The 19,235-nt window shown below is 64.0% G+C and carries 21 protein-coding genes and 1 pseudogene; 11 read left to right on the top strand and 11 right to left on the bottom strand.

The genetic code is table 11. From position 1 onward, the window contains the following. Window positions 1-92: 92 nt before the first annotated feature. A complete protein-coding gene (locus BraRD5C2_RS38685; protein ID WP_223977661.1) occupies window positions 93-1,790 on the top strand; it encodes a methyl-accepting chemotaxis protein in 1,698 nt (565 codons plus the stop codon). Window positions 1,791-1,832: 42 nt separating this feature from the next. Here BraRD5C2_RS38685 and BraRD5C2_RS38680 read toward each other — a convergent pair whose 3' ends face one another. Both BraRD5C2_RS38680 and BraRD5C2_RS38675 read right to left on the bottom strand, forming a co-directional pair. Further along, complete coding sequence (locus BraRD5C2_RS38680; RefSeq protein ID WP_223977659.1) at window positions 1,833-2,171, bottom strand: hypothetical protein; 339 nt, start codon at window positions 2,169-2,171, stop codon at window positions 1,833-1,835. A gap of 127 nt (window positions 2,172-2,298) precedes the next feature. After that, the gene (locus tag BraRD5C2_RS38675; RefSeq protein WP_223977656.1) at window positions 2,299-2,535 is read right to left on the bottom strand and encodes a hypothetical protein; all 237 of its coding nucleotides are present in this window, start codon (window positions 2,533-2,535) and stop codon (window positions 2,299-2,301) included. Between the two features lie 318 nt (window positions 2,536-2,853). Between BraRD5C2_RS38675 and BraRD5C2_RS38670 the strand changes: the two genes are divergently transcribed. After that, a complete protein-coding gene (locus tag BraRD5C2_RS38670; RefSeq protein WP_223977653.1) occupies window positions 2,854-3,075 on the top strand; it encodes a hypothetical protein in 222 nt (73 codons plus the stop codon). Window positions 3,076-3,201: 126 nt separating this feature from the next. On the opposite strand, the gene BraRD5C2_RS38665 is transcribed toward BraRD5C2_RS38670, so the two are convergent. Then, a complete protein-coding gene (locus BraRD5C2_RS38665; RefSeq protein ID WP_223977650.1) occupies window positions 3,202-3,528 on the bottom strand; it encodes a hypothetical protein in 327 nt (108 codons plus the stop codon). A gap of 114 nt (window positions 3,529-3,642) precedes the next feature. On the opposite strand from BraRD5C2_RS38665, the gene BraRD5C2_RS38660 reads away from it, so the two are divergent. The 3 genes from BraRD5C2_RS38660 (at window position 3,643) to BraRD5C2_RS38650 (ending at window position 5,612) form a co-directional block, all read left to right on the top strand. Beyond that, window positions 3,643-4,041, top strand: a complete 399-nt coding sequence (locus BraRD5C2_RS38660) for a metallopeptidase family protein (RefSeq protein ID WP_223977647.1) — start codon at window positions 3,643-3,645, stop codon at window positions 4,039-4,041. Window positions 4,042-4,127: 86 nt separating this feature from the next. Next, complete coding sequence (gene leuD / locus BraRD5C2_RS38655; RefSeq protein WP_223977644.1) at window positions 4,128-4,730, top strand: 3-isopropylmalate dehydratase small subunit; 603 nt, start codon at window positions 4,128-4,130, stop codon at window positions 4,728-4,730. A 93-nt stretch (window positions 4,731-4,823) separates the two neighbouring features. Next, window positions 4,824-5,612: a hypothetical protein gene (locus BraRD5C2_RS38650; protein WP_223977640.1), complete on the top strand. Its 789-nt coding sequence runs from the start codon at window positions 4,824-4,826 to the stop codon at window positions 5,610-5,612. A 356-nt stretch (window positions 5,613-5,968) separates the two neighbouring features. On the opposite strand, the gene BraRD5C2_RS38645 is transcribed toward BraRD5C2_RS38650, so the two are convergent. After that, on the bottom strand, window positions 5,969-6,847 hold the full coding sequence (locus BraRD5C2_RS38645; RefSeq protein WP_223977638.1) for an HpcH/HpaI aldolase/citrate lyase family protein: 879 nt from the start codon (window positions 6,845-6,847) through the stop codon (window positions 5,969-5,971). Between the two features lie 142 nt (window positions 6,848-6,989). Here BraRD5C2_RS38645 and BraRD5C2_RS38640 point away from each other — a divergent pair, with 142 nt between their 5' ends. Continuing rightward, window positions 6,990-7,646 carry a carbonic anhydrase gene (locus tag BraRD5C2_RS38640; protein ID WP_223977634.1) on the top strand — a complete coding sequence of 219 codons (657 nt, stop codon included), beginning with the start codon at window positions 6,990-6,992 and terminating at the stop codon, window positions 7,644-7,646. A gap of 25 nt (window positions 7,647-7,671) precedes the next feature. On the opposite strand, the gene BraRD5C2_RS38635 is transcribed toward BraRD5C2_RS38640, so the two are convergent. Both BraRD5C2_RS38635 and BraRD5C2_RS38630 read right to left on the bottom strand, forming a co-directional pair. Further along, the gene (locus BraRD5C2_RS38635) at window positions 7,672-8,223 is read right to left on the bottom strand and encodes a TIGR00645 family protein (RefSeq protein WP_223977632.1); all 552 of its coding nucleotides are present in this window, start codon (window positions 8,221-8,223) and stop codon (window positions 7,672-7,674) included. Window positions 8,224-8,252: 29 nt separating this feature from the next. Beyond that, entirely contained in the window at window positions 8,253-9,287 is a 1,035-nt protein-coding gene (locus BraRD5C2_RS38630) for an aspartate-semialdehyde dehydrogenase (protein WP_092121443.1), read from the bottom strand. A 116-nt stretch (window positions 9,288-9,403) separates the two neighbouring features. Between BraRD5C2_RS38630 and BraRD5C2_RS38625 the strand changes: the two genes are divergently transcribed. Beyond that, window positions 9,404-10,198 carry a hypothetical protein gene (locus BraRD5C2_RS38625; RefSeq protein ID WP_223977868.1) on the top strand — a complete coding sequence of 265 codons (795 nt, stop codon included), beginning with the start codon at window positions 9,404-9,406 and terminating at the stop codon, window positions 10,196-10,198. A 177-nt stretch (window positions 10,199-10,375) separates the two neighbouring features. After that, on the top strand, window positions 10,376-10,783 hold the full coding sequence (locus tag BraRD5C2_RS38620; protein ID WP_223977629.1) for a hypothetical protein: 408 nt from the start codon (window positions 10,376-10,378) through the stop codon (window positions 10,781-10,783). Window positions 10,784-11,039: 256 nt separating this feature from the next. Here BraRD5C2_RS38620 and leuB read toward each other — a convergent pair whose 3' ends face one another. After that, complete coding sequence (gene leuB / locus BraRD5C2_RS38615; protein ID WP_223977626.1) at window positions 11,040-12,152, bottom strand: 3-isopropylmalate dehydrogenase; 1,113 nt, start codon at window positions 12,150-12,152, stop codon at window positions 11,040-11,042. Between the two features lie 150 nt (window positions 12,153-12,302). On the opposite strand from leuB, the gene BraRD5C2_RS38610 reads away from it, so the two are divergent. After that, a complete protein-coding gene (locus BraRD5C2_RS38610) occupies window positions 12,303-13,166 on the top strand; it encodes an EamA family transporter (RefSeq protein WP_223977624.1) in 864 nt (287 codons plus the stop codon). Between the two features lie 89 nt (window positions 13,167-13,255). After that, window positions 13,256-14,434: a YbfB/YjiJ family MFS transporter gene (locus BraRD5C2_RS38605; protein WP_223977622.1), complete on the top strand. Its 1,179-nt coding sequence runs from the start codon at window positions 13,256-13,258 to the stop codon at window positions 14,432-14,434. Window positions 14,435-14,545: 111 nt separating this feature from the next. Here the strand turns inward: BraRD5C2_RS38605 and BraRD5C2_RS38600 are convergent, their stop codons facing one another. The 3 genes from BraRD5C2_RS38600 to BraRD5C2_RS38590 all read right to left on the bottom strand — a co-directional run bounded on the left by BraRD5C2_RS38600 (window position 14,546) and on the right by BraRD5C2_RS38590 (window position 16,770). After that, window positions 14,546-15,331 carry a molybdopterin-binding protein gene (locus tag BraRD5C2_RS38600; RefSeq protein ID WP_223977620.1) on the bottom strand — a complete coding sequence of 262 codons (786 nt, stop codon included), beginning with the start codon at window positions 15,329-15,331 and terminating at the stop codon, window positions 14,546-14,548. A gap of 71 nt (window positions 15,332-15,402) precedes the next feature. After that, the gene (locus BraRD5C2_RS38595; protein WP_223977618.1) at window positions 15,403-16,035 is read right to left on the bottom strand and encodes a cytochrome b/b6 domain-containing protein; all 633 of its coding nucleotides are present in this window, start codon (window positions 16,033-16,035) and stop codon (window positions 15,403-15,405) included. A 180-nt stretch (window positions 16,036-16,215) separates the two neighbouring features. Next, entirely contained in the window at window positions 16,216-16,770 is a 555-nt protein-coding gene (locus tag BraRD5C2_RS38590; RefSeq protein WP_223977616.1) for a fasciclin domain-containing protein, read from the bottom strand. A 312-nt stretch (window positions 16,771-17,082) separates the two neighbouring features. On the opposite strand from BraRD5C2_RS38590, the gene BraRD5C2_RS38585 reads away from it, so the two are divergent. After that, the gene (locus BraRD5C2_RS38585) at window positions 17,083-18,483 is read left to right on the top strand and encodes an MFS transporter (protein ID WP_223977614.1); all 1,401 of its coding nucleotides are present in this window, start codon (window positions 17,083-17,085) and stop codon (window positions 18,481-18,483) included. Window positions 18,484-18,559: 76 nt separating this feature from the next. Here the strand turns inward: BraRD5C2_RS38585 and BraRD5C2_RS38580 are convergent. Further along, window positions 18,560-19,235 (bottom strand): annotated as a pseudogene (locus tag BraRD5C2_RS38580) (IS481 family transposase); the annotation flags it as partial.

The following is a 19,235-nucleotide window of genomic DNA, read 5'->3' as shown; positions in this document are numbered from 1 at the left end:
CCAGCGGCCAAAGCCGTGGCATCGCGTCCTCACGCATGGCTCGTCGGCCGGGTGGGCCGATGGATCTCAGCGCCATTTTCGTGGGACCAGAAATGACCCTCAAGTTTCAGAATTTGCCCATCATTGCCAAGATCGCGGTACCCGCGGCCATCGTCGCCCTGGTCGCGATCGGCATCGTCGTGGAGGCCTCGCTGGCTCTCAGCCAGTTGGCGGTGACCGCCTCCGGCCTCGTGGATGGCAATGCCCGCCGCGTGCAGTACAGCCTCGAAGCGGAGAGCAATTTCAACAGCGCAGCGGTCAGCGAGAAGAATGTCATCCTCTCGGCCTCGGACACCAAGGCGATCGCCGCCAACATCGAAGCCTACAACAAGGCACCGGATGCGACGCTTGCCGCCGTCGATCGTTTGGCGTCCGTCACATCGGACGCCGGACAACACCAGCTGATCGACACGCTGCGCGGCGCCGTCAAGGACCGCCGCGAGGCAAGCGCCAGGGTGTTCGAGCTGGTGACCGCGGGCAAGCTCGAGGATGCCTTCGCTTACTCGCGCAATGTCGCGGCCAAGCATCGCCAGACCGCGATGGAGGCCGTCGCCAGCCTGATCGCCGCCAATGTGAAGGACATGCAGGCCTCGCGTGACCGGGGCATCGCCACGGCCGACCAGACCCGCCTCCTGCTGCTGTTCGGCGCCGCAGCCGGGCTGCTCTGCGCTTTCGCTATCCTGGCCTGGATCGCGTTCAGCCAGATCGCTCAGCCGCTGTCGCGCATGACGGAGAAGATGACGAAGCTCGCCGAAGGCGATCTCGACATCGCGATCGTCGGCGATAACAGGAGCGACGAGGTCGGCGGCCTCGCCAAATCGCTGCGCGTGTTCAAGGACAACGCGACCACGGCGCGCCGCCTCGAAGCCGAGCAGCGTGAAGAGCAGTTGCGCAAGGAGACCCGGCAGCGCGCGGTCGAAGGCCACATCGCGACCTTCGACAATCAGATCTCGGAGGCACTGAATGCCCTGACCGCAGCCTCGACCGAGATGCACGCCACAGCCGGCAGCATGTCGGCGACCGCGGAGGAAACCAGCCGGCAGGCGACCTTCGTCGCGACCGCTTCCAACGAGGCATCGGCGAATGTCCAGACCGTCGCGGTCGCGACCGAGGAACTGCACGCCTCGATCAGCGAGATCACGCGCCAGGTGACGCAGGCGGCGCAGACGGCAAGAGCCGCGGTCGACGAGACCGATCGCACCAACGCAACCATCGAGAGCCTTGCCGCAGCTGCGCAGCGGATCGGAGAAGTGGTGTCACTGATCCAGAACATCGCGTCGCAGACCAATCTGCTGGCCCTGAACGCAACGATCGAAGCTGCCCGCGCCGGCGAATCCGGCAAGGGCTTCGCGATCGTCGCCAATGAAGTGAAGGCGCTTGCCACCCAGACCGCCAAGGCTACGGAAGACATCTCCTCTCAGATCGCGGCGATCCAGCAGGAAACCGGCCAGGCCGTCGATGCGATCAGGACGACCGGTGGCACGATCGCGCGCATGAGCGAGATTGCGGCGGCAATCTCCGCCGCCGTCGAGCAGCAGAGCGCAGCAACCCGCGACATCGCGAAGAATATCCAGGAGGTTTCGCGCGGCACCAGCGAGGTGTCGGCGAATGTCGGCAGCGTCAACGAGGCCGCCACCGAAACCGGATCAGCCGCGACGCAGGTGCTGACGGCCGCCGACGATCTCAGCCATCAGTCGGCCACGCTGCGCAGCAACGTCACCACATTCCTGGACAAGATCCGCGCAGCTTGACCGAACAGGCAGCGTCTGCCGCGCACAGCGCGGCTGCGCAGCTCACCAGAACGGGCCGAACCCGAAGCCAAAGGTGAACGGCGCCGGCACGGCATATGGATAGGGCCGATAGTAATAGGGCCGCCCATAATAATAGGAGCCGTACGGCCGGTAATAGGAATAGGGCTGGTAGTACGGCCGGTAATAGGGCCGGTAGCCGCGGTGATAATGGTGACGATAGTAATGGCGATGATGGCGCTGCGCGCTGAAGTCGGTCGGCTTGCCCGCCTGCCGCCGTTGTGCCGCGGCCTGCGGCGCGACTGATGCCGCGGCGGTTGCCGATGCCGCCGCCGTCAATGCGAATGCACAAGCGACCGCGGCAACTCCGATCCATCTCATCATGATCAACTCCTGCAGATTGCGATTGATATCATCTCGCGCGCGCGAATCTGCCGGTTTGGTGGCTGAGAACGACAACAGGCCCGCTGCTCACGGGCCTGTGTCTCAACTGCGCTGATACGCCGCGCGATCAGTGGCGCCAGTGGCGACGATGACCCCAGCCCCAGCCACGGTGATGTCCGCGACCCCAGCCACGATGATGTCCATGGCCCCAGCGTACCTGGGTGGTCGTCTGGTTCGCGTTGTCCTGAACCGTTGCGGCAGTGCCCGGCGTAGCGAGCGACATCGCGCTCGCGCGCTCGGCCGGCGCCGCCAAAACCAGCACGGCACCGACGGCCGCAAGTCCCAGAACCTTCGTCACCTTCATGAGTCTTCTCCTTGATCCCTTGATGTCACGCCTAGCAACGACGACTCGAGCTTCTTGCCTTGACGCATTTTCTTCATGCGAACCGGTATCCGCTTCGCTCGAAAACGCGCCGGCATTCGAATCGACCCCCGTTGCCGCGACGCAGATCGCAAGCAGAATGCGGACGACGTGAATGGGATGTGAATGACTGCGCCACGATGGTGAATGCCGCTGGCGCGCGCAGGTTCCGGCACAGCCGCTGGAATTTTCATGTCTGTGCGTAAAACCGGCGTAGACGATGGTCGTATGTTGTGAGGAGCCTCGCGCAGGAGATCGCCGATGACACAACATGGTTCGCGCAAATGGTTCACGCTCGGCGCGGCAACGCTGGCTGGTTCCATGATTTCAGTTGATGTCGCGCTCGCCTCGCAAGGACCGGGCGGCGGCATGGGAACGGCAAGCCATCTCACGCAAATGCTGATGGCGATCGCGGTCTATGGAACGGTGGGAGTGATCGTCGCCGCCGGACTGATCGGCGCAGTGCGCCGACGTTTGCTCTAGAGCATTTTCGGTTCTGATTGAATCAGAACCGAAGTTCTGGATTCTTGTCTTGACGCGTTTTCTTCACGCGAACCGGTGTCCACTTCGCTCGAAAACGCTCTAGCTTCCGCTTCGCGCGAAGACGCTCTAGCCCGGGCGCCAGAAGCAGTTCATGCGCGGCGTGATCACGGTGCCGCTCGGCCGGTGCTCCTGCACATAGGTCGCGGTGCAATCGCGCACGGCGTTCGGACCGGGATTGTAGCGCGGGATCACATCCGGTTCCCAATGATCGGGCCGCGACCGGTAGATCGGCACCCGCCTGAGCCGGCGGTGCTCGACAACCCGCTCGCGCACGACCGGTGCCGTCTCACCGATGCGCGCTTCGGCCGCCGCGCTCTGTGCCCACGCCTCTCCCACTGGGAGCGAGAGCCCGGTTGCTACCGCCAACAGCGTTGCCGCCACGATCCGTTTCATCACGCCACCCAAGCCCCATTCTTGAGCCTCAATCTTGGGCCGCACGGTCTCCCATTGCACCGCCAAGGTCAACTGCGCTGGCGCCGCCTGAGGCACTCGCGCTAAAGGAGTGTCATGTGGACCACAGAAAAAGCCCCCTCGCTCGCCGAGATGGAGGCCGTCGCGCACGAGATCTTCGAGCGCCTGCCGCCGACGTTCCGGGCCCTCTGCGAGGGCCTGATCATCCGTGTCGACGACTTCCCGACCGACGAGGTGCTCGACGAGATGCAGGCCGAGAGCGAGTTCGACCTGCTCGGCCTGTTTCACGGCATCGGCCTGCCGCAGCAGAGCCATGGCGACGTGGCCCGGCTGCCCAATTTGGTCTGGCTCTACCGGCGGCCGATCCTGGATTACTGGGCGGAGCACGACGAAACCCTCGGCCACATCGTCCGCCACGTCCTGATCCATGAGATTGGGCACCATTTCGGCCTCTCCGACGCCGATATGGAGGCGATTGAGGCAGAAGCGGGCTAGCTCTGCGGAAATGGCCCTTTTACCGCTGTCGCATCCGCGATAAACATCCGGCCGTATCCCCCATTTTTCGACCGGGAAGAGCAACGATGGACAAGTTCACCACGCTGGAAGGCGTCGCGGCGCCGCTGAAGATCATCAATGTCGACACCGACATGATCATTCCGAAGCAGTACCTCAAGACCATCAAGCGCACCGGCCTCGGCAAGGGGCTCTTCTCCGAGCAGCGCTACAAGGATGACGGCAGCGAGAACCCCGATTTCGTCCTCAACCAGTCCGCCTATCGCAATGCGAAGGTGCTGGTCGCCGGCGACAATTTCGGCTGCGGCTCGAGCCGCGAGCACGCGCCCTGGGCGCTGCTCGACTTCGGCATCCGCTGCGTGATCTCGACCTCGTTCGGCGACATCTTCTACAACAACTGCTTCAAGAACGGCATTCTGCCGATCCGCGTGTCGCAGGAGGACCTCGACAAGCTGTTCGACGATGCCGAGCGCGGCGCCAATGCGACGCTGACCATCGATCTCCCCAACCAGGAGATCCGCGGTCCCGACGGCGGCACGGTGAAGTTCGAGATCGATCCGTTCCGCAAGCACTGCCTGATCAACGGCCTCGACGACATCGGCCTGACGATGGAGAAGAAGTCGTCGATCGACACCTACGAGGCCAAGCTCAAGGAGCGCGCCTGGGCTTGAGGCGCAGCCTGTCATCGCGCCCCGGTGCCTTCAGGCGCCGGGGCTTTTCTTTGCAAAGTTGTCTTCTCGCGAACCTGCTGACGGCTGACGCGCATGCTGCCTGACATCGTCACCTTCTGGCACGGCTCGATGGACGCGCTGCGCCGCACCTGTCTGCGTTCGCAGCTGGCGGCCGGGCACAAGGTCACCGTCTACAGCTTCGATCCGATTCCCGGCCTGCCCGACGGCATCGGCAATGCCGAGGCCGAGGCGGTGCTGCCGCATTCGTTCTCCGAGAAGCTGCGTCCGGCCGAACGCGACGGGTCGTGGCGCGACTGGACCATCCTGCAGTTCAGCGACTTCTTCCGCATGCGGCTGATGACACAGCGCGCCGGGCTCTGGCTCGACGCCGATGTGCTGCTCTTGAAGCCGGTCGAGATCGATCCGGCAAAGCCCTATTTTGCCTGGGAGCGGCCGCGTCAGCTCGGCAACTCCGTGCTGTATCTGCCGCACAATGATCCGATCTTGCGCGCATTCGAAGCGCTGATGCAGCAGGACGAGCTGACGCCGGACTGGCTGGCGCTGCGCCACCGCCTGACCTTTGCGATGCGCAAGCTGCGCGGCAAATCCAATCGCCTGTCCGACATCCGCATCGCGATCTACGGTCCCGCCGCGCTGACCGCGCTCGCGCGCCGCGAGGGCGAGTTGCAGCACGCGCTGCCGAAGCGCTCGTTCTACGCGGTGCACGCCGAGCCACGACTGTTCTTCGAGCCGTCGGATTTTTCGCGCTATCTGAACGATCCCGAAATCATCGGCCTGCACATCTCGCCGAAGGGACGCGGCAAGGCGGCGCCGATCCCGGGCAGCCTCTACGCCTGGGCTTCGGAGAAGTTTGGGAGTTAGTCACCCTCCCCTGGAGGGGCGCACCACCAAAATATCGAAAACAACCCCATGCAAAGTAGCCGGCGGCTGCCGGCGCTCGGCATGGCAGCTTGACTCGTCGGGCAAATCAGCGGCATTCTTCTATTATTCCGAAATCATGCGGACGCCCCGCGGCCATGGCATATCATGGGCGTCGCTTGGGGCGCGTAGTCACCCTCCCCTGGAGGGCGAGGGTCGGATCGCGTTGAGCGCAGCGAAATGCGAGCCGGGGGTGGGGTGATCTCTCAACACGGGCAGAGTATCCGTGGAGAGACCGTCACCCCACCCCGCCGCTCATTTCATTCTCGTCGACCCTCCCCCTCCAGGGGAGGGTAAGATCAATGCCCCATCGCAGCGATCGCGTCGGCGATCGCGATCGTGCGCTTCGCCATCTCGGCGTGCAGGCGCTCGACCATGCGGCCGTCGAGCTGAATCGCACCGCGCGCGGCGTTCTCCGGCTGTTCGAAGGCGGCGATGATCTTGCGCGCTTCAGCGACCTCGGCCTCCGGCGGCGTGAAGATCGCGTTGCAGGCATCGATGTGGCTCGGATGGATCAGCGTCTTGCCATCGAAGCCGAGATCGCGGCCCTGCGCGCATTCCTCCGCGAAGCCGTCGATATTGCTGATGTCGCCATAGGGGCCGTCGAGGATCTCGAGCCCGTGCGCGCGGGTCGCCAAGATGCAATGCGTGATCATCGGGATCATCGCCGCGCGGCCCGGCTTCATCCGGATCCGGGTTTCGCGCGCAATGTCGTTCGGCCCGAACACGAAGCCGGCGAGCCGAACCTCGGAGTCCTGCGATGCCGCGGCAAGCTTGTCGGCGTCGAGCACGGCGCGTGCGGTCTCGATCATCGCCCAGACCCGGATCGAGGCCGGAGCATTGATGTCGCTGAGCCGATCGGCGACGGCGTTGAGATCGTCGACGGTGGAAATCTTGGGAACCAGGATCCCGTCCGGCTGCGCCTTGCCGGCCATGCCGATGTCGTCGACCCACCACGGGCTGTCGAGCGCGTTGATGCGGATCAGGACCTCGCGCTTGCCAAAGCCCTTTGCGGCGACCGCCTTGGCGATCTGCTCGCGGGCCACGGCCTTGGCGTCGGGGGCAACGGAATCCTCGAGATCGAGGATGATACCGTCTGCCGCCAGCGTGCGGGCCTTCTCCAGCGCCCGTGCATTCGATCCCGGCATGAACAACAGGCTGCGGCGCGGACGGATCATCGGTATTCTCCTGGGGGCTCGGGCTCCGCCACTGTCCATTGTTTGGGCATTGGACGGCACCATCCTTCAACGCTGCCGTATCATCTCAGGCTGCACGCCGAAAGTCTTGTTCCCGTCACCAGCATGTGATTAGGCAGAGGCCATGAAATTCTTTCCGAAGCAGTTGATCGACGGCTACCGGACTTTCGCGACCCAGCGGTTGCCGACTGAACAGTCGCGATACCGGGACCTGTCCGAACGCGGCCAGTTCCCCGAGACCATGGTGATCGGCTGTTGCGATTCCCGCGTCTCGCCGGAAGTGATCTTCGATGCCGGCCCGGGCGAATTGTTCGTGGTCCGCAACATCGCCAATTTGGTTCCGGTCTATCAGCCCGACAGCAACGCCCATGGCGTCTCGGCCGCGCTGGAATATGCCGTGACCGTGCTGAAGGTGAAGAACATCGTGGTGCTGGGCCATGCCCAGTGCGGCGGCATCCGCGCCTTCGTCGACAAGATCAAGCCGCTCACGCCCGGCGACTTCATCGGCAAATGGATGCAGATGTTCATCAAGCCCGGCGAGATCGTCGAGCAGCGCGACCATGAGAGCATGCAGGACTTCGTCACCCGCATCGAGAAGGCCGCGGTGTTCCGCTCGCTGGAGAATTTGATGACCTTCCCGTTTGTGCGCGAGCGGGTCGAGAGCGGCGAGATGCAGCTGCACGGCGCCTATTTCGGCGTCGCCGAGGGCTCGCTGTTCGTGCTCGACCGGGTCGCGAAGGAATTCATCAGCGTCGCCGATGCCGTCAAGGCCGGCGAGTAGCCGCGCGCTATCGCGCCAGCATCAGCTACTCATCACCGTGATAGCCGCCCCAGCGATCCGAGAGCGCGAGCAACAGCGCTGAGATCACGAACACCAGGTGCACGGCGACGAGCCAGGTCATCCGCGTCGCGTCGAACGCGGCATCGATGTTCAGGAACGCTTCCAGCACGTGGATCGCGGAGATCGCGACGATCGACGCCAGCAGCTTCTGCTTCAGCCCAGCAAAATCGATCTTGGTGATCCAGATCGGCCAGTTCGGATTGCCCGACGTGTCGATGCGGGAAACGAAGTTCTCGTAGCCCGAAAAGACCACGATCAGAATGAGATTGGCGACCAGCGTGACGTCGATCAGCGCCAGCGCATCGAGGATGACTTCCGTCGATTTGTAGCCGGCCGCATGCAGGACGAACTCCCAGAGCATGCGCACGAATTTCAGCAGCAGCACGGCAAGCGCCACCACCAGGCCGACATAGAACGGCGCCATCAGCCAGCGGCTGTTGAACAGCACATATTCGAAGCCGCGCATGATGCGCGGCGTCGGGGGACTCGACGGGACGGGAGCTGACTGTTCCGACATGGTTGCGCGCCCCCCGTTGGTCCCCGCCTTTAGGCCGCTTTCTTCTTCGCGGTGATCAGCTTGCGGTTGATCAGGACTTCCGCGATCTGGATCGCGTTCAGCGCGGCACCCTTGCGCAGATTGTCCGACACGCACCAGAACGACAAGCCGTTCTCCACGGTCGCATCCTCGCGGATGCGGCTGATATAGGTCGCGTCCTCGCCAGCCGCCTCATACGGCGTGACGTAGCCGCCGGGCTCGTGCTTGTCGATCACGAGGCAGCCCGGCGCATTGCGCAGGATGTTGCGGGCCTCGTCCGCCGTGATCGGGTTGGCGAACTCGACGTTCACGGCCTCGGAGTGACTGACGAAGACCGGCACGCGCACGCAGGTCGCGGTCAGCTTGATCTTGGGATCAAGGATCTTCTTGGTCTCCGCCATCATCTTCCACTCTTCCTTGGTGTAGCCGTCTTCCATGAAGACGTCGATCTGCGGAATGATGTTGAAGGCGATGCGCTTCGGAAACTTCTTATTGATCAGCTCGTCATTGGTGTAGACGGCCTTGGTCTGCGAGAACAGCTCGTCCATCGCATCCTTGCCGGCGCCCGACACTGATTGATAGGTCGCGACCACGACGCGCGTGATCGTCGCCTTGTCGTGCAGCGGCTTCAGCGCCACGACGAGCTGCGCGGTCGAGCAGTTCGGGTTGGCGATGATGTTCTTCTTGGTAAAACCGGCGGCCGCATCCGCGTTCACCTCCGGCACGATCAGCGGCACGTCGGGATCCATGCGCCAGGCCGAGGAATTGTCGATCACGACCGCGCCGGCGGCGCCGATCCTGGGCGACCATTCCTTGGAGACCGAACCGCCGGCCGACATCAGGCAGATGTCGACATCGGAGAAATCATAGTGCTCGAGCGCCTTCACCTTCAGGGTGCGGTCGCCATAGGAGACCTCGACGCCGACGCTGCGGCGCGAGGCCAGCACGACGACCTCATCGGCGGGGAATTTGCGCTCGTCGAGAATGTTGAGCATTTCGCGCCCGACATTGCCGGTCGCTCCGACCACCGCGACTTTGTAACCCATCGTTCACTCTCCGACGAAAAATGCCCGTTCCCCCGTAACTCAAGGAAAGGGAAGAGGCAGCGCTTCTATGCGAGAAACCCCGTCAAGACAACGTTGCGTAGCTTTTGAGCGTTTTGATGCGTTTATTTCGGGCCGACCCGGCCGCTCCCCATCATACGAGGAATCCGTCTGACCTGACGAGCTTCGTCGACGAAGTCTACGCCACGCTCTCCCGGCTGTTCGCCTATGCCGCCGTGCTCGCGCTGTTCGCCGCCCTCGGCACCTATCTATGGAAGCAACTGCCCGACGCAACGGCGATGTCGGCACCCACTGCCGCAGGCTGGAACGTAGCCGGCCGTTTACCGCCGGCCTTCGCCATCAGCAAGATCGATCCGCGAGATAAAACAGAGACTTACGAAATCTTCAGGCATCCCGAGGGCGGTCGCAAGGACGTCTTCCATTGGACCGATGCCAATGGCGCGACGGCCGCCGAGCTGGAAATCTACCGCCCCGGCGGCGAGGTCATGGGACCCGCGGTCACCGAGATTGCCGGACGGCTCGACCCGGGCGGCCTGCGCGAGCTCGAGGCCGCCGGCATCGTCGACAGCAAGTTCGGCAGCGTCACCCTGCTGCGCCCCGCACGTCAGGACGGCAGCCGCGCCTGCCTCGGCTTCGTCAAGCAGGCCGACGCGCCCGATCTGCGCATCTCCGGCTGGACCTGCCAGGGCGCCAGCCTGCCGGCCCAGCGCGCCGCGATCGTCTGCGTGCTGAACCGGCTGACCCTGCTGGCCGCGGGCAACGACCTGCGGCTCGCCGCGCTGTTCGCGCATGCCGAGCTGCGGCGCACCGACTGCGTTACCTCCGGCCCGCCCGCTCTGTCGGCCGACTGGGTGATGGGCAGCGAGAACCCGCTTCTGCGCGGCGCGCTTTAGTGGCGAGACCGTGGCAAGGCACTGGTTTTCATGAAACTTTTGCGCTTGGACACGCATTATCTCTGATGGTGTGGCGCAATTGACCTAGTGACGCCCCACCCGGCATGGCTACAATGTGTTCCGAGTGATTTTGGCTGATACGCCAGCCCCCGAGGGGGCCGTAATGACGAGGATGCGATGACCTTGAAATTCCCTGCCGCGAACAAGCTCGTGGTGTTGCTTGCCGCGGCTGCCGTCACCGCAACCGCGTTTGGCGTGACCACGGCCAGCGCGCAGCAGACCCCGAGCAAGCGCAAGCAGCAAGAGCAGTATGACCGTGACGGCCGCCGCTATTACGGCGCGCAGGGTCCGAACCGGGTCTATCAGCAGGGTCCGCGAACCCGCGTTTACGTCACCACGCGCTCATGGCTCGACGCCGGCACCGAGGTGCTTCCGGGCGACCGCAAGTTCAACGACTACGCCTATCCGCCGGATGTCGGCTACCCGTCGTTCGCACGCGAGAACAACAATCGCCCGATCGACCGCCAGCCGCTCAGCCCGCCGGCCGACCTCGGCGGCTATCCGCGGAATTTCCCGCTGTACTGAGAATTTCGGCTGATAGCCGATACGAAAATGCCCGGCTCCGGCCGGGCATTTTTGTTTTGGCTCAGAGCGTAAGGCGGGCACGCATTCGCTTTGCCCATCCTAATGACATCCAACATCCTGTGTCGTCCCGGCGAAGGCCGGGACCCATAACCACCGCCGTTGGTTATGACGCTCGTCCGCCAGTCGCTTCAGATTGAGAAGCCGCGGCGTATGGGTCCCGGCCTTCGCCGGGACGACGTTGTTGTTGTCGCGACTTTTACGCGTGCAGCTTCTGCAATTCGCTCAAGATCGCCTCGCCCATCTGCGCCGTGCTGACGGACGTGGTGCCTGCCGACTTGATGTCGGCGGTGCGCAATCCGCTGGCGAGCACCGCCGCGATCGCGGCATCGACCTTGTCGGCGAGATCGCCCATGCCGAAGGAATAGCGCAGCGCCATGCCGAACGAGGCGATCATCGCGATCGGATTGGCGAGGCCCCGGCCGGCGATATCCGGCGCCGAGCCGTGCACCGGCTCATACAATGCCTTGCGCTCCTTGGTCTTGGCGTCCTCCTTGCCGAGCGACGCCGACGGCAGCAGGCCGAGCGACCCGGTGAGCATCGCCGCGATGTCGGACAGCATGTCGCCGAACAGATTGTCGGTCACGATGACGTCGAACTGCTTCGGCGTCTTGACGAGGTTCATGCCGCCGGAATCGGCGAGCTGATGCTCCAGCGTGACGTCCTTGTATTCGCGGGCATGGACCTGGGTCATGACCTCGTTCCAGAGCACGCCCGACTTCATCACGTTGCGCTTTTCCATCGACGTCACCTTGTTCTTGCGCTTGCGCGCCAGCTCGAAGGCGACGCGGCCGATGCGCTCAATCTCGAAGGTGTCGTAGACCTGGGTGTCGACAGCGCGCTTCTGGCCGTTGCCGATATCGGTGATGGTCTTCGGCTCGCCGAAATAGACGCCGCCGGTGAGCTCGCGCACGATCATGATGTCGAGGCCCTCGACCACCTCGCGCTTGAGGCTCGAGGCATCCGCCAGCGCCGGATAGCACACCGCCGGACGCAGGTTGGCGAACAGCTCGAGATCCTTGCGCAGCCGCAGCAGGCCGGCCTCCGGACGCACCTCGTAGGGAACCGAGTCCCACTTGGGACCGCCGACCGCACCAAAGATCACGGCGTCGGCCGCGGTGGCCTTGGCCATGTCGCCTTCGGAGATCGACACCTTGTGCGCGTCATAGGCCGAGCCGCCGACCAGGCCCTGCTCGGTCTCGAATTTCGCGATGCCCTGCGCATTCAGCCAGTCGATCAGGCGCTGTACCTCGGCCATCACTTCGGGGCCGATGCCGTCGCCGGGGAGAAGCAGCAGTTTATGGGTCGCCATGGTTCGTTCCTCACTCAATCGGGCATGCCCGTCATCGTCAGGCGCGAGTGCTAAAACGCCCCGGGCGGATTGGCAAGGCACCCCGGACAGGGCCAAAATGACCCGCAAAGAGCTAACCGCGCCCCAAAAGAAGCCAACAAGACGGACCTCATGACCGCAGCCATTATCTACGCCTTCGCCTCGGCCATTTTCCTCGGCGCCGGCGTCGTGCTGGCACAGCTTGGCCTGCGCACCGTCGAGCCGCTGTCGGGCGCCGCGATCAGCGTGCCGTCCTTCACCCTGCTGTTCCTGGTGCTGTCGCCGCTGATCCTGCATGGCGAGCCCGTGGTCTGGCGCGGCCTGCCGATCTTCATGGCGATCGGCCTGTTCTTCCCGGCCTCGCTAACGCTGCTGACCTTCGCCTCGAACCGGGCGCTCGGACCGGTCATCACCTCGACATTGGGCAATCTGGCGCCGCTGCTTGCGGTCGCCGCCGCCGTGGTGCTGCTGCACGAGCCGCTCGCGCCGCAACAGCTGATCGGCCTCGTGGTCGCGGTGGCCGGTGCCGCAATCATTACCGTGACCCGGCCCCGCGACCTCGGTCATTGGCGGAGCTGGGCCCTGCTACTGCCGCTTGCCAGCGCGCTGGTGCGCGGCATCGTGCCGCCGATTGCCAAGCTCGGGCTGGCGATCTGGCCGAGCCCGCTATGGGCCTGCCTGATCGGTTACATCATGTCGTCAATCGTGGTGCTGACGGTGCAGCGCGTCCGCAAGGGCAGCTTCTTGGTGCACGCGCCGCGTGACGGCCGGTTCTGGTTTGCATTGACCGGGATCAGCAACGGGCTCAGCGCGCTCAGCCTGTTCGCCGCGGTCCGCAACGGCCCGATCACGCTGGTGGCGCCGCTTGCCGCGATCTACCCGCTGGTGACCGTGACGATGAGCGCTGTCATGCTCAAGCATGTCGAGATCACCGCGCGGATCGTCGCCGGAACCCTGCTGACCGTGATCGGCGTTGCGCTGGTCCTGATCGCCTGATTGCCCGATACGCAAGACAGTGTTGCTGCCCGTGGCGCTGGGCAGGACCGGCGCGGCCTGCCACAATGGCGCCGTTGCCGGAGTGAATTGTGAGAGCCCCCTCCCCGTCCTACCCGCATCCCGCGCGGCTGATCCTTATTTTGTCGCTCGCACCGACGGTCGGTCTCGGCATCGGCCGTTTCGCCTATTCGCTGGTGCTGCCCGACATGCGCGACTCGCTGGCCTGGTCCTATTCGGCCGCCGGCTTCATGAACACGATCAATGCTGCCGGCTACCTGGTCGGGGCGCTGTTCGCCTCGCGCCTGATCCAGCGCTTCGGGCTCGCCGCATCGGTGCGCTGGTCGACGGTGGCTTGCGCGCTGTCGCTGGCGCTGTGCGCCCTCTCCGGCAATTTCGCCGTGCTGAGCTTCGCCCGCCTGCTGGTCGGCTTCGCCGCCGCGATCGGCTTCGTCGGCGGCGGCGCGCTCGCAGCAACGATCGCGCAATCACGGCCGGAACGCGCCAACTTCCTGCTCAGCCTGTTCTATGCCGGACCGGGCGTCGGCATCCTGGCATCCGGCCTGATCGCGCCGTTCGTGCTGCAGGGTTTTGGCGCCGGCTCATGGTGGATCGTGTGGTGGGCGATGACCCTGCTCTCCGCGATCACGACGGTGCCGTTGCTGCTGGCGCCCTTGCACGCCAATACTGCCGCCGGCGGTATTGTGCGGACCAAATTCGCTGTGAGGCCGGTCCTGATCTACCTCGCCGCCTATTTCCTGTTCGGCGCCGGCTACATCGCTTACATGACCTTCATGATCGCCTATGTCCGTGACGGCGGCGGCGGCGCGGGTGCACAGAGCGCGTTCTGGAGCCTGATCGGCGTCAGTGCATTCGTGACACCATGGGTCTGGCGACGGGTTTTGGCGCTCGACCGCGGCGGGCTCGCCACCACCATCATCCTCGGCGTCAATGCACTTGGCGCGGCTCTCCCGATCTTCGGGCATTCGCCGCTGCTGCTCGCGATCTCGGCGCTGGTGTTCGGCGTCGCATTCTTCGCCGTGGTCGGCTCGACCACCGCCTTCGTGCGTCTCAACTACCCGCCGGAAGCCTGGCCGACCGCGATTGCAGCGATGACCATCGCCTTCGGCATCGGCCAGACGCTCGGGCCGATCGTCGTCGGCGCGATCACCGACGCGGTCGGCAGCCTGTCATTTGCGCTAAACGTTTCGGCCGCGATGCTGGCGCTGGGCGCGGTGCTGTCGGCGTTTCAGAGGAAGGTGACTCCCTGAGTCATTCCGGGGCGATGCATTAGCATCGAACCCGGAATCTCGAGATTCCCCGATCCGCAATTGCGCATCTGAGGTCTGGTCCTACGGACCATCCCGGAATGACGCTTCGCGTCAACTCCCGCTGAACGAGTTGTAGCCCTGGTCTTCCCAATAGCCGCCCTTGTAGTCGTTGGTGACTTCCATCGAGAGCACGTATTTCGGGTTCTTGAAGCCGAGCTTGGTCGGGACCCGGATCTTCATCGGGAAGCCGTAGGCGCGCGGCAGGATCGCGTCGCCGAATTTGAAGGTCATCTGGGTCTGCGGATGCAGCGCGGTGCGCATGTCCAAGGGTGAATTGTACCCGTCCTTGTCGGCGCACTGGAACCAGACATATTTGGCACGCGTGTCGGCGCCGACGAGCTTGAGGAAATCGCGCAAGGGCGTGCCGGTCCAGCTGCCGATCGCGCTCCAGCCTTCGACGCAGATGTGGCGCGTCACCTGCTTGACCTGCGGCAGCTTGTACAATTCGTCGAGCGTCCACGACTTCTTGTTCTCGACCAGCCCGCGTACCTCGAGCTTCCAGTCCGCGCCTGCGATCTCCGGCGCATCGTCGAGATCGTAATAGGCATTGAACGGAAACGGCTTGGTGATCATGCTCTCCGGGAAGGTCGGCGCCAGCGCATCCGGATTGAACATCCAGGCCTGCACCGCGTCGTTGAACTTCGAGACCTTCTTCAGCAATTCCTCCGCCGACGACGAATCGACCACGTCGCAGCCGGTCAGCAGCGTCAGCGCACCGAGGCTGGTGCCGGCCGTGATGAAACGGCGGCGCGTCAGCTCCGGCATCGTCTTCACCGCATCGCGCACCAGCAACTTCTTGTCGACACCGGGGATCAGGAGTTTTCTGAGACGACCCATCACACCCTCTCAATCTCATTTTTGGGCATGATCAACTCCGAAAACCGGTTTCCACTTTTCGGGATCATGCCCTAGCGCCCGATGATCATGGCGCGCAGGCTTTTCGGCACCAACAGCGCGAGCGCGACATGGATCACCAGGAAGGCGACGATCAGCGCCATGCAGGTGAAGTGGACATAACGGGCGATGTCGTAGCCGCCGAACAGCGAGACCAGCCAATGCAACTGCACCGGCTTCCACATCGACAGGCCGGACAGCACGATGACCACGCCGACGGTGATGATGCCGGTGTAGAGCAGCTTCTGCACCGAATTGTACTTGCTGAGATCGTCATGCGACAGCTTGAAGGTCAGCGCCGCCTTGGTGTCGGCAATCACGCCGCCAGGGGTGATAGGCAGCAGCTTCTTGCGGAAGCGGCCGGTGGCGAAGCCGAGCGCCAGATAAACCAGGCCGTTGACCATCAACAGCCACATCGCGGCGAAGTGCCAGAGCAGCGCACCGCCGAGCCAGCCACCCAGCGTGATGCTGCGCGAAAAGGTGAATCCGAACAGCGGCGAGGCGTTGTAGATCTGCCAGCCGGACATGATCATCAGGAGCATCGCGAATGCGTTGATCCAGTGCACCATCCGCACCCAGACCGGCTGGATCACCTTCGCGGGCGTCGCGGTCTCTGCCTGGTGGTCACTGACGGCAAGGCTCGTCATGGAATGTCTCTGCTCGTGGTCGTTACCGGCTTATACGCCGGGAACCGGCGTTCCGTTACGCCGGCGCGCATCATCAGTTCAATATACGCCACTTCATCTGGTCACAAAAATGCGAGCCGGGGCGAGGCTCCGGCTCGCTATTTCGTAAGGCGTTCAGGGACTAAATCGGGTCGCCGGGTGTTACGTCGCCGGCATCAGCACGGTGTCGACCACATGGATGACGCCGTTCGACTGGTTGACGTTGGAGATCGTCACCATCGAGGTGCCGCCCTTGGCATCGACGATCCAGACCTTGCCGTCCTGCTTCTTGACGGTCAGTTCCTCGCCCTCGGCGGTCTTCAGCTTCTTGCCGTCGGTGAGATCGGAGGCTTCGAGCTTGCCGGGCACCACATGGTAGGTGAGGATCTTGGTCAGCGTCGCCTTGTTCTCGGGCTTGACCAGATTGTCGACGGTTCCGGCCGGCAGCTTGCCGAACGCGGCGTTGGTCGGCGCGAACACCGTGAACGGACCCTTGCCTTCCAGCGTGTCGACCAGGCCGGCGGCCTTCACTGCGGCGACCAGGGTGGTGTGATCCTTCGAATTGACGGCGTTCTGGATAATGTTCTTCGACGGGAACATCGCGGCGCCGCCGACCATCACGGTCTTTTCCTCGGCGCGGACCGGCGCCACGACGGTGGCGGTGATCGCGAGCGCGCTGAAGGCAGCGGCGGCAAGATAGGCAATACGCTTCGACATGGTTCGTCTCCCGATGGGTAATTCGGCCGGCTCGGTCTCTGCCGGCGATGAAGGGGCAACAACGGCGCGTGTTGATTGTGTGCGTCGTCGTTGGCCTGAGCTACGGGAGGTTTCCTGGCCGGTTTCCGGAAATAACTCTTTGTGATTCCTGAAACCGGTTGGTGCGCGCTCCGTACATGTCGCGCTTCGCATTCCATTCAACGGAATGGACGGGTGCGCTGCCGCGAGCAATTCGCTTGCTGCCATGGTGCGATTGGTTCAGCCTGAGATTGCGGTGCAGCTTCGCCGCGGGCAGTCGTGGGGATGCCAATCATGAGCAGCATTACGGCGGATGGGCGCGCCGCGCCTGCGGTCACCGATACCGGCAGCGATGTCGGCCCGCTCGAGCAGAAGCACCTGCAATACGCCAACTACCGCGCCGTCGCCGGCAGCACTGAGCTGACGAAAACCCATTGGCACATCGCCACCGCCAATGCGCTCGGCTGGGGCTTTGACGGCATGGACGGCGTGATCTTCGCGCTGATCTCGCCGATGGTGATCAAGGAATTCCAGCTGAGCTTGCCGGAATACCGCTCCGGCATGCAGATCGCGCTGTTCGTCGGCATCGCCGGCCTCTATTTCTGGCCGTGGCTTGCCGACCGCTACGGCCGCCGCACCTTGCTCGCGGTCAACATCGCGCTGTTCTCGCTCCTGATGCCGGTCGCGGCGCTGTCGCCGACCTTTACGGTGTTCGTGATCGCGCGCTCGCTGTTGTTCTTCGCGCTGAACGGCGAATGGTCGCTCGGCTCGATGCTGGTGGCGGAGACCTGGCCGGCCCGGCTGCGCGGCCGCGTCATCAGCATCACCCGCTCGGCCTGGTGCATCGGCGCCACGCTCGCCGGCGCGATCACCGGGCTCGTGGCTGCCAATTTCGGCTGGCGCATCGCCGTTATGGTGCCCGGCGTGATCGCGCTCCTCGCAATCTATATCCGCTCCACTTGCCCGGAATCGCCCTATTGGGTGCGGTCGCAGGATCGCAAGCGGCGCATCTCCGAGACGCTGGCGCGCGGCGGCACCGTCAACAACGAGGACAGTGCCTGGTTCGGCAAGGCCAAGTCGGTCGGCATCCGCCAGGTGTTCATGCCCGACGTGCTGCCTTCGACATTGGTCGCGCTGTTCGTGGCCTGCGCCAGCACCTGCATCTACGGCACGGTCGGCGCCTGGATGCCGCTCTATCTCTCGACCGAGAAGCATTGGTCGACCGCCGAATACAGCCTGTTCTACGTGTTCTACGGCCTGTGCGGCTTCGTTGGCCTGTGCCTGGTCGGCTGGCTGATCGACAAGATCGGCCGCCGCCGCACCTTCATTATCACCTTGATCGAGGGCGCGATCTTCATGACGCTCTGGGTCTATTCCGAGGACCGCGCGTTGCTGTGGACCTTCGGGCTGCTCTGGTGTCTCGGCTTCCTCGGCTTCTGGGGCCCGAGCACGACGCTGACGGCGGAAATCTTCCCGACCCGGATCCGCGGCGCCGCCAACGGCGTGGTCTGGGCGATCGCCTATTTCGTCGGCTTCGTGCTGTTCCCCTTCGTCTCGATCGCGCTCCAGCAGCACACCGGCTCGTTCGCGCTGTCGTTCCTCTGCATCCCCGTGCTGATGATCGCGATGGCAATCGGCGTGTACCTGTTCGTGCCGGAGCATTCCGGCAAGGAGCTGAACGAGATCAGCGAGTGATATTCGTAGGGTGGGTTAGGCGAAGGCGTAACCCACCACTTCTCCCGTCGTTGCGCGAACGGTGGGTTACGCTTCGCTAACTGTGGAATCTCAGGAGGTCGTCCATCGGAAGGCCGAGGCGGCTGATGGGTGGTTTGGCTTGCAGACTACCGTGCGGGCGATGCCAGTTGTAGTGATGAAGCCAGATTGGCAGGTCTTTGGCGCGCTGGTCTGAGGTGTCGTAGGCGCGAGCGTAGGCCCACTCGCGCAGCACTGTTTGGATGAAGCGTTCGGCCTTGCCGTTTGTTTGCGGCCTGTAGGGCCTGGTGAAGATGTGCTTGAGGCCGAGCTTGCTGCACGCTCTGGCGAAGGCCTTGGCGCGGTAGCAGGAGCCGTTGTCGGTCATGATGCCGGTGACCTTCATGCCGAGGCTGCGGTAGTAGGTGAGGGCCTCCTTGAGGAAGGCGACGGCGCTCTCCTTTTCTGATCCCGCCGGATCTGGGAGAAGGCCAGGCGCGATGTATCGTCGATCGCCACGTGGACGAACTCGTGGCCGGCGCCACGGCTTTCTCCCATCTGGCGGTCATGCGTGATGCGGTGGCCTGGTCTGACGAACCTGCCGAGCTTCTTGATGTCGATATGGATGAGTTCGCCGGGCTGTTCGCGCTCATAGCGCCGTACCGGCTCGGCCGGCTCCAGATCGCGTATCCGGCTTAATCCCAAGCGGCGAAGGATGCGGCTGACAGTGGCCGGCGACACCCTGACCTCGGCTG

This window comes from Bradyrhizobium sp. RD5-C2 (assembly GCF_019972155.1).
GTDB lineage: Bacteria > Pseudomonadota > Alphaproteobacteria > Rhizobiales > Xanthobacteraceae > Bradyrhizobium.
This window is presented reverse-complemented; position numbering and strand designations above follow the sequence as displayed.

Bases quoted from the DNA above. Each gene is read 5' to 3' on its own strand.
- BraRD5C2_RS38660 (WP_223977647.1), top strand. From the start codon at position 3,643: ATGTGGACCACAGAAAAAGCCCCCTCGCTCGCCGAGATGGAGGCCGTC.
- BraRD5C2_RS38675 (WP_223977656.1), bottom strand. From the start codon at position 2,535: ATGAAGGTGACGAAGGTTCTGGGACTTGCGGCCGTCGGTGCCGTGCTG.
- BraRD5C2_RS38685 (WP_223977661.1), top strand. From the start codon at position 93: ATGACCCTCAAGTTTCAGAATTTGCCCATCATTGCCAAGATCGCGGTA.
- BraRD5C2_RS38650 (WP_223977640.1), top strand. From the start codon at position 4,824: ATGCTGCCTGACATCGTCACCTTCTGGCACGGCTCGATGGACGCGCTG.
- leuB (WP_223977626.1), bottom strand. From the start codon at position 12,152: ATGGCGACCCATAAACTGCTGCTTCTCCCCGGCGACGGCATCGGCCCC.
- BraRD5C2_RS38585 (WP_223977614.1), top strand. From the start codon at position 17,083: ATGAGCAGCATTACGGCGGATGGGCGCGCCGCGCCTGCGGTCACCGAT.
- BraRD5C2_RS38600 (WP_223977620.1), bottom strand. From the start codon at position 15,331: ATGGGTCGTCTCAGAAAACTCCTGATCCCCGGTGTCGACAAGAAGTTG.
- BraRD5C2_RS38665 (WP_223977650.1), bottom strand. From the start codon at position 3,528: ATGAAACGGATCGTGGCGGCAACGCTGTTGGCGGTAGCAACCGGGCTC.
- BraRD5C2_RS38595 (WP_223977618.1), bottom strand. From the start codon at position 16,035: ATGACGAGCCTTGCCGTCAGTGACCACCAGGCAGAGACCGCGACGCCC.
- BraRD5C2_RS38590 (WP_223977616.1), bottom strand. From the start codon at position 16,770: ATGTCGAAGCGTATTGCCTATCTTGCCGCCGCTGCCTTCAGCGCGCTC.
- BraRD5C2_RS38645 (WP_223977638.1), bottom strand. From the start codon at position 6,847: ATGATCCGTCCGCGCCGCAGCCTGTTGTTCATGCCGGGATCGAATGCA.
- BraRD5C2_RS38625 (WP_223977868.1), top strand. From the start codon at position 9,404: ATGCGTTTATTTCGGGCCGACCCGGCCGCTCCCCATCATACGAGGAAT.
- BraRD5C2_RS38610 (WP_223977624.1), top strand. From the start codon at position 12,303: ATGACCGCAGCCATTATCTACGCCTTCGCCTCGGCCATTTTCCTCGGC.
- BraRD5C2_RS38640 (WP_223977634.1), top strand. From the start codon at position 6,990: ATGAAATTCTTTCCGAAGCAGTTGATCGACGGCTACCGGACTTTCGCG.
- BraRD5C2_RS38630 (WP_092121443.1), bottom strand. From the start codon at position 9,287: ATGGGTTACAAAGTCGCGGTGGTCGGAGCGACCGGCAATGTCGGGCGC.
- BraRD5C2_RS38680 (WP_223977659.1), bottom strand. From the start codon at position 2,171: ATGATGAGATGGATCGGAGTTGCCGCGGTCGCTTGTGCATTCGCATTG.
- BraRD5C2_RS38620 (WP_223977629.1), top strand. From the start codon at position 10,376: ATGACCTTGAAATTCCCTGCCGCGAACAAGCTCGTGGTGTTGCTTGCC.
- BraRD5C2_RS38670 (WP_223977653.1), top strand. From the start codon at position 2,854: ATGACACAACATGGTTCGCGCAAATGGTTCACGCTCGGCGCGGCAACG.
- leuD (WP_223977644.1), top strand. From the start codon at position 4,128: ATGGACAAGTTCACCACGCTGGAAGGCGTCGCGGCGCCGCTGAAGATC.
- BraRD5C2_RS38635 (WP_223977632.1), bottom strand. From the start codon at position 8,223: ATGTCGGAACAGTCAGCTCCCGTCCCGTCGAGTCCCCCGACGCCGCGC.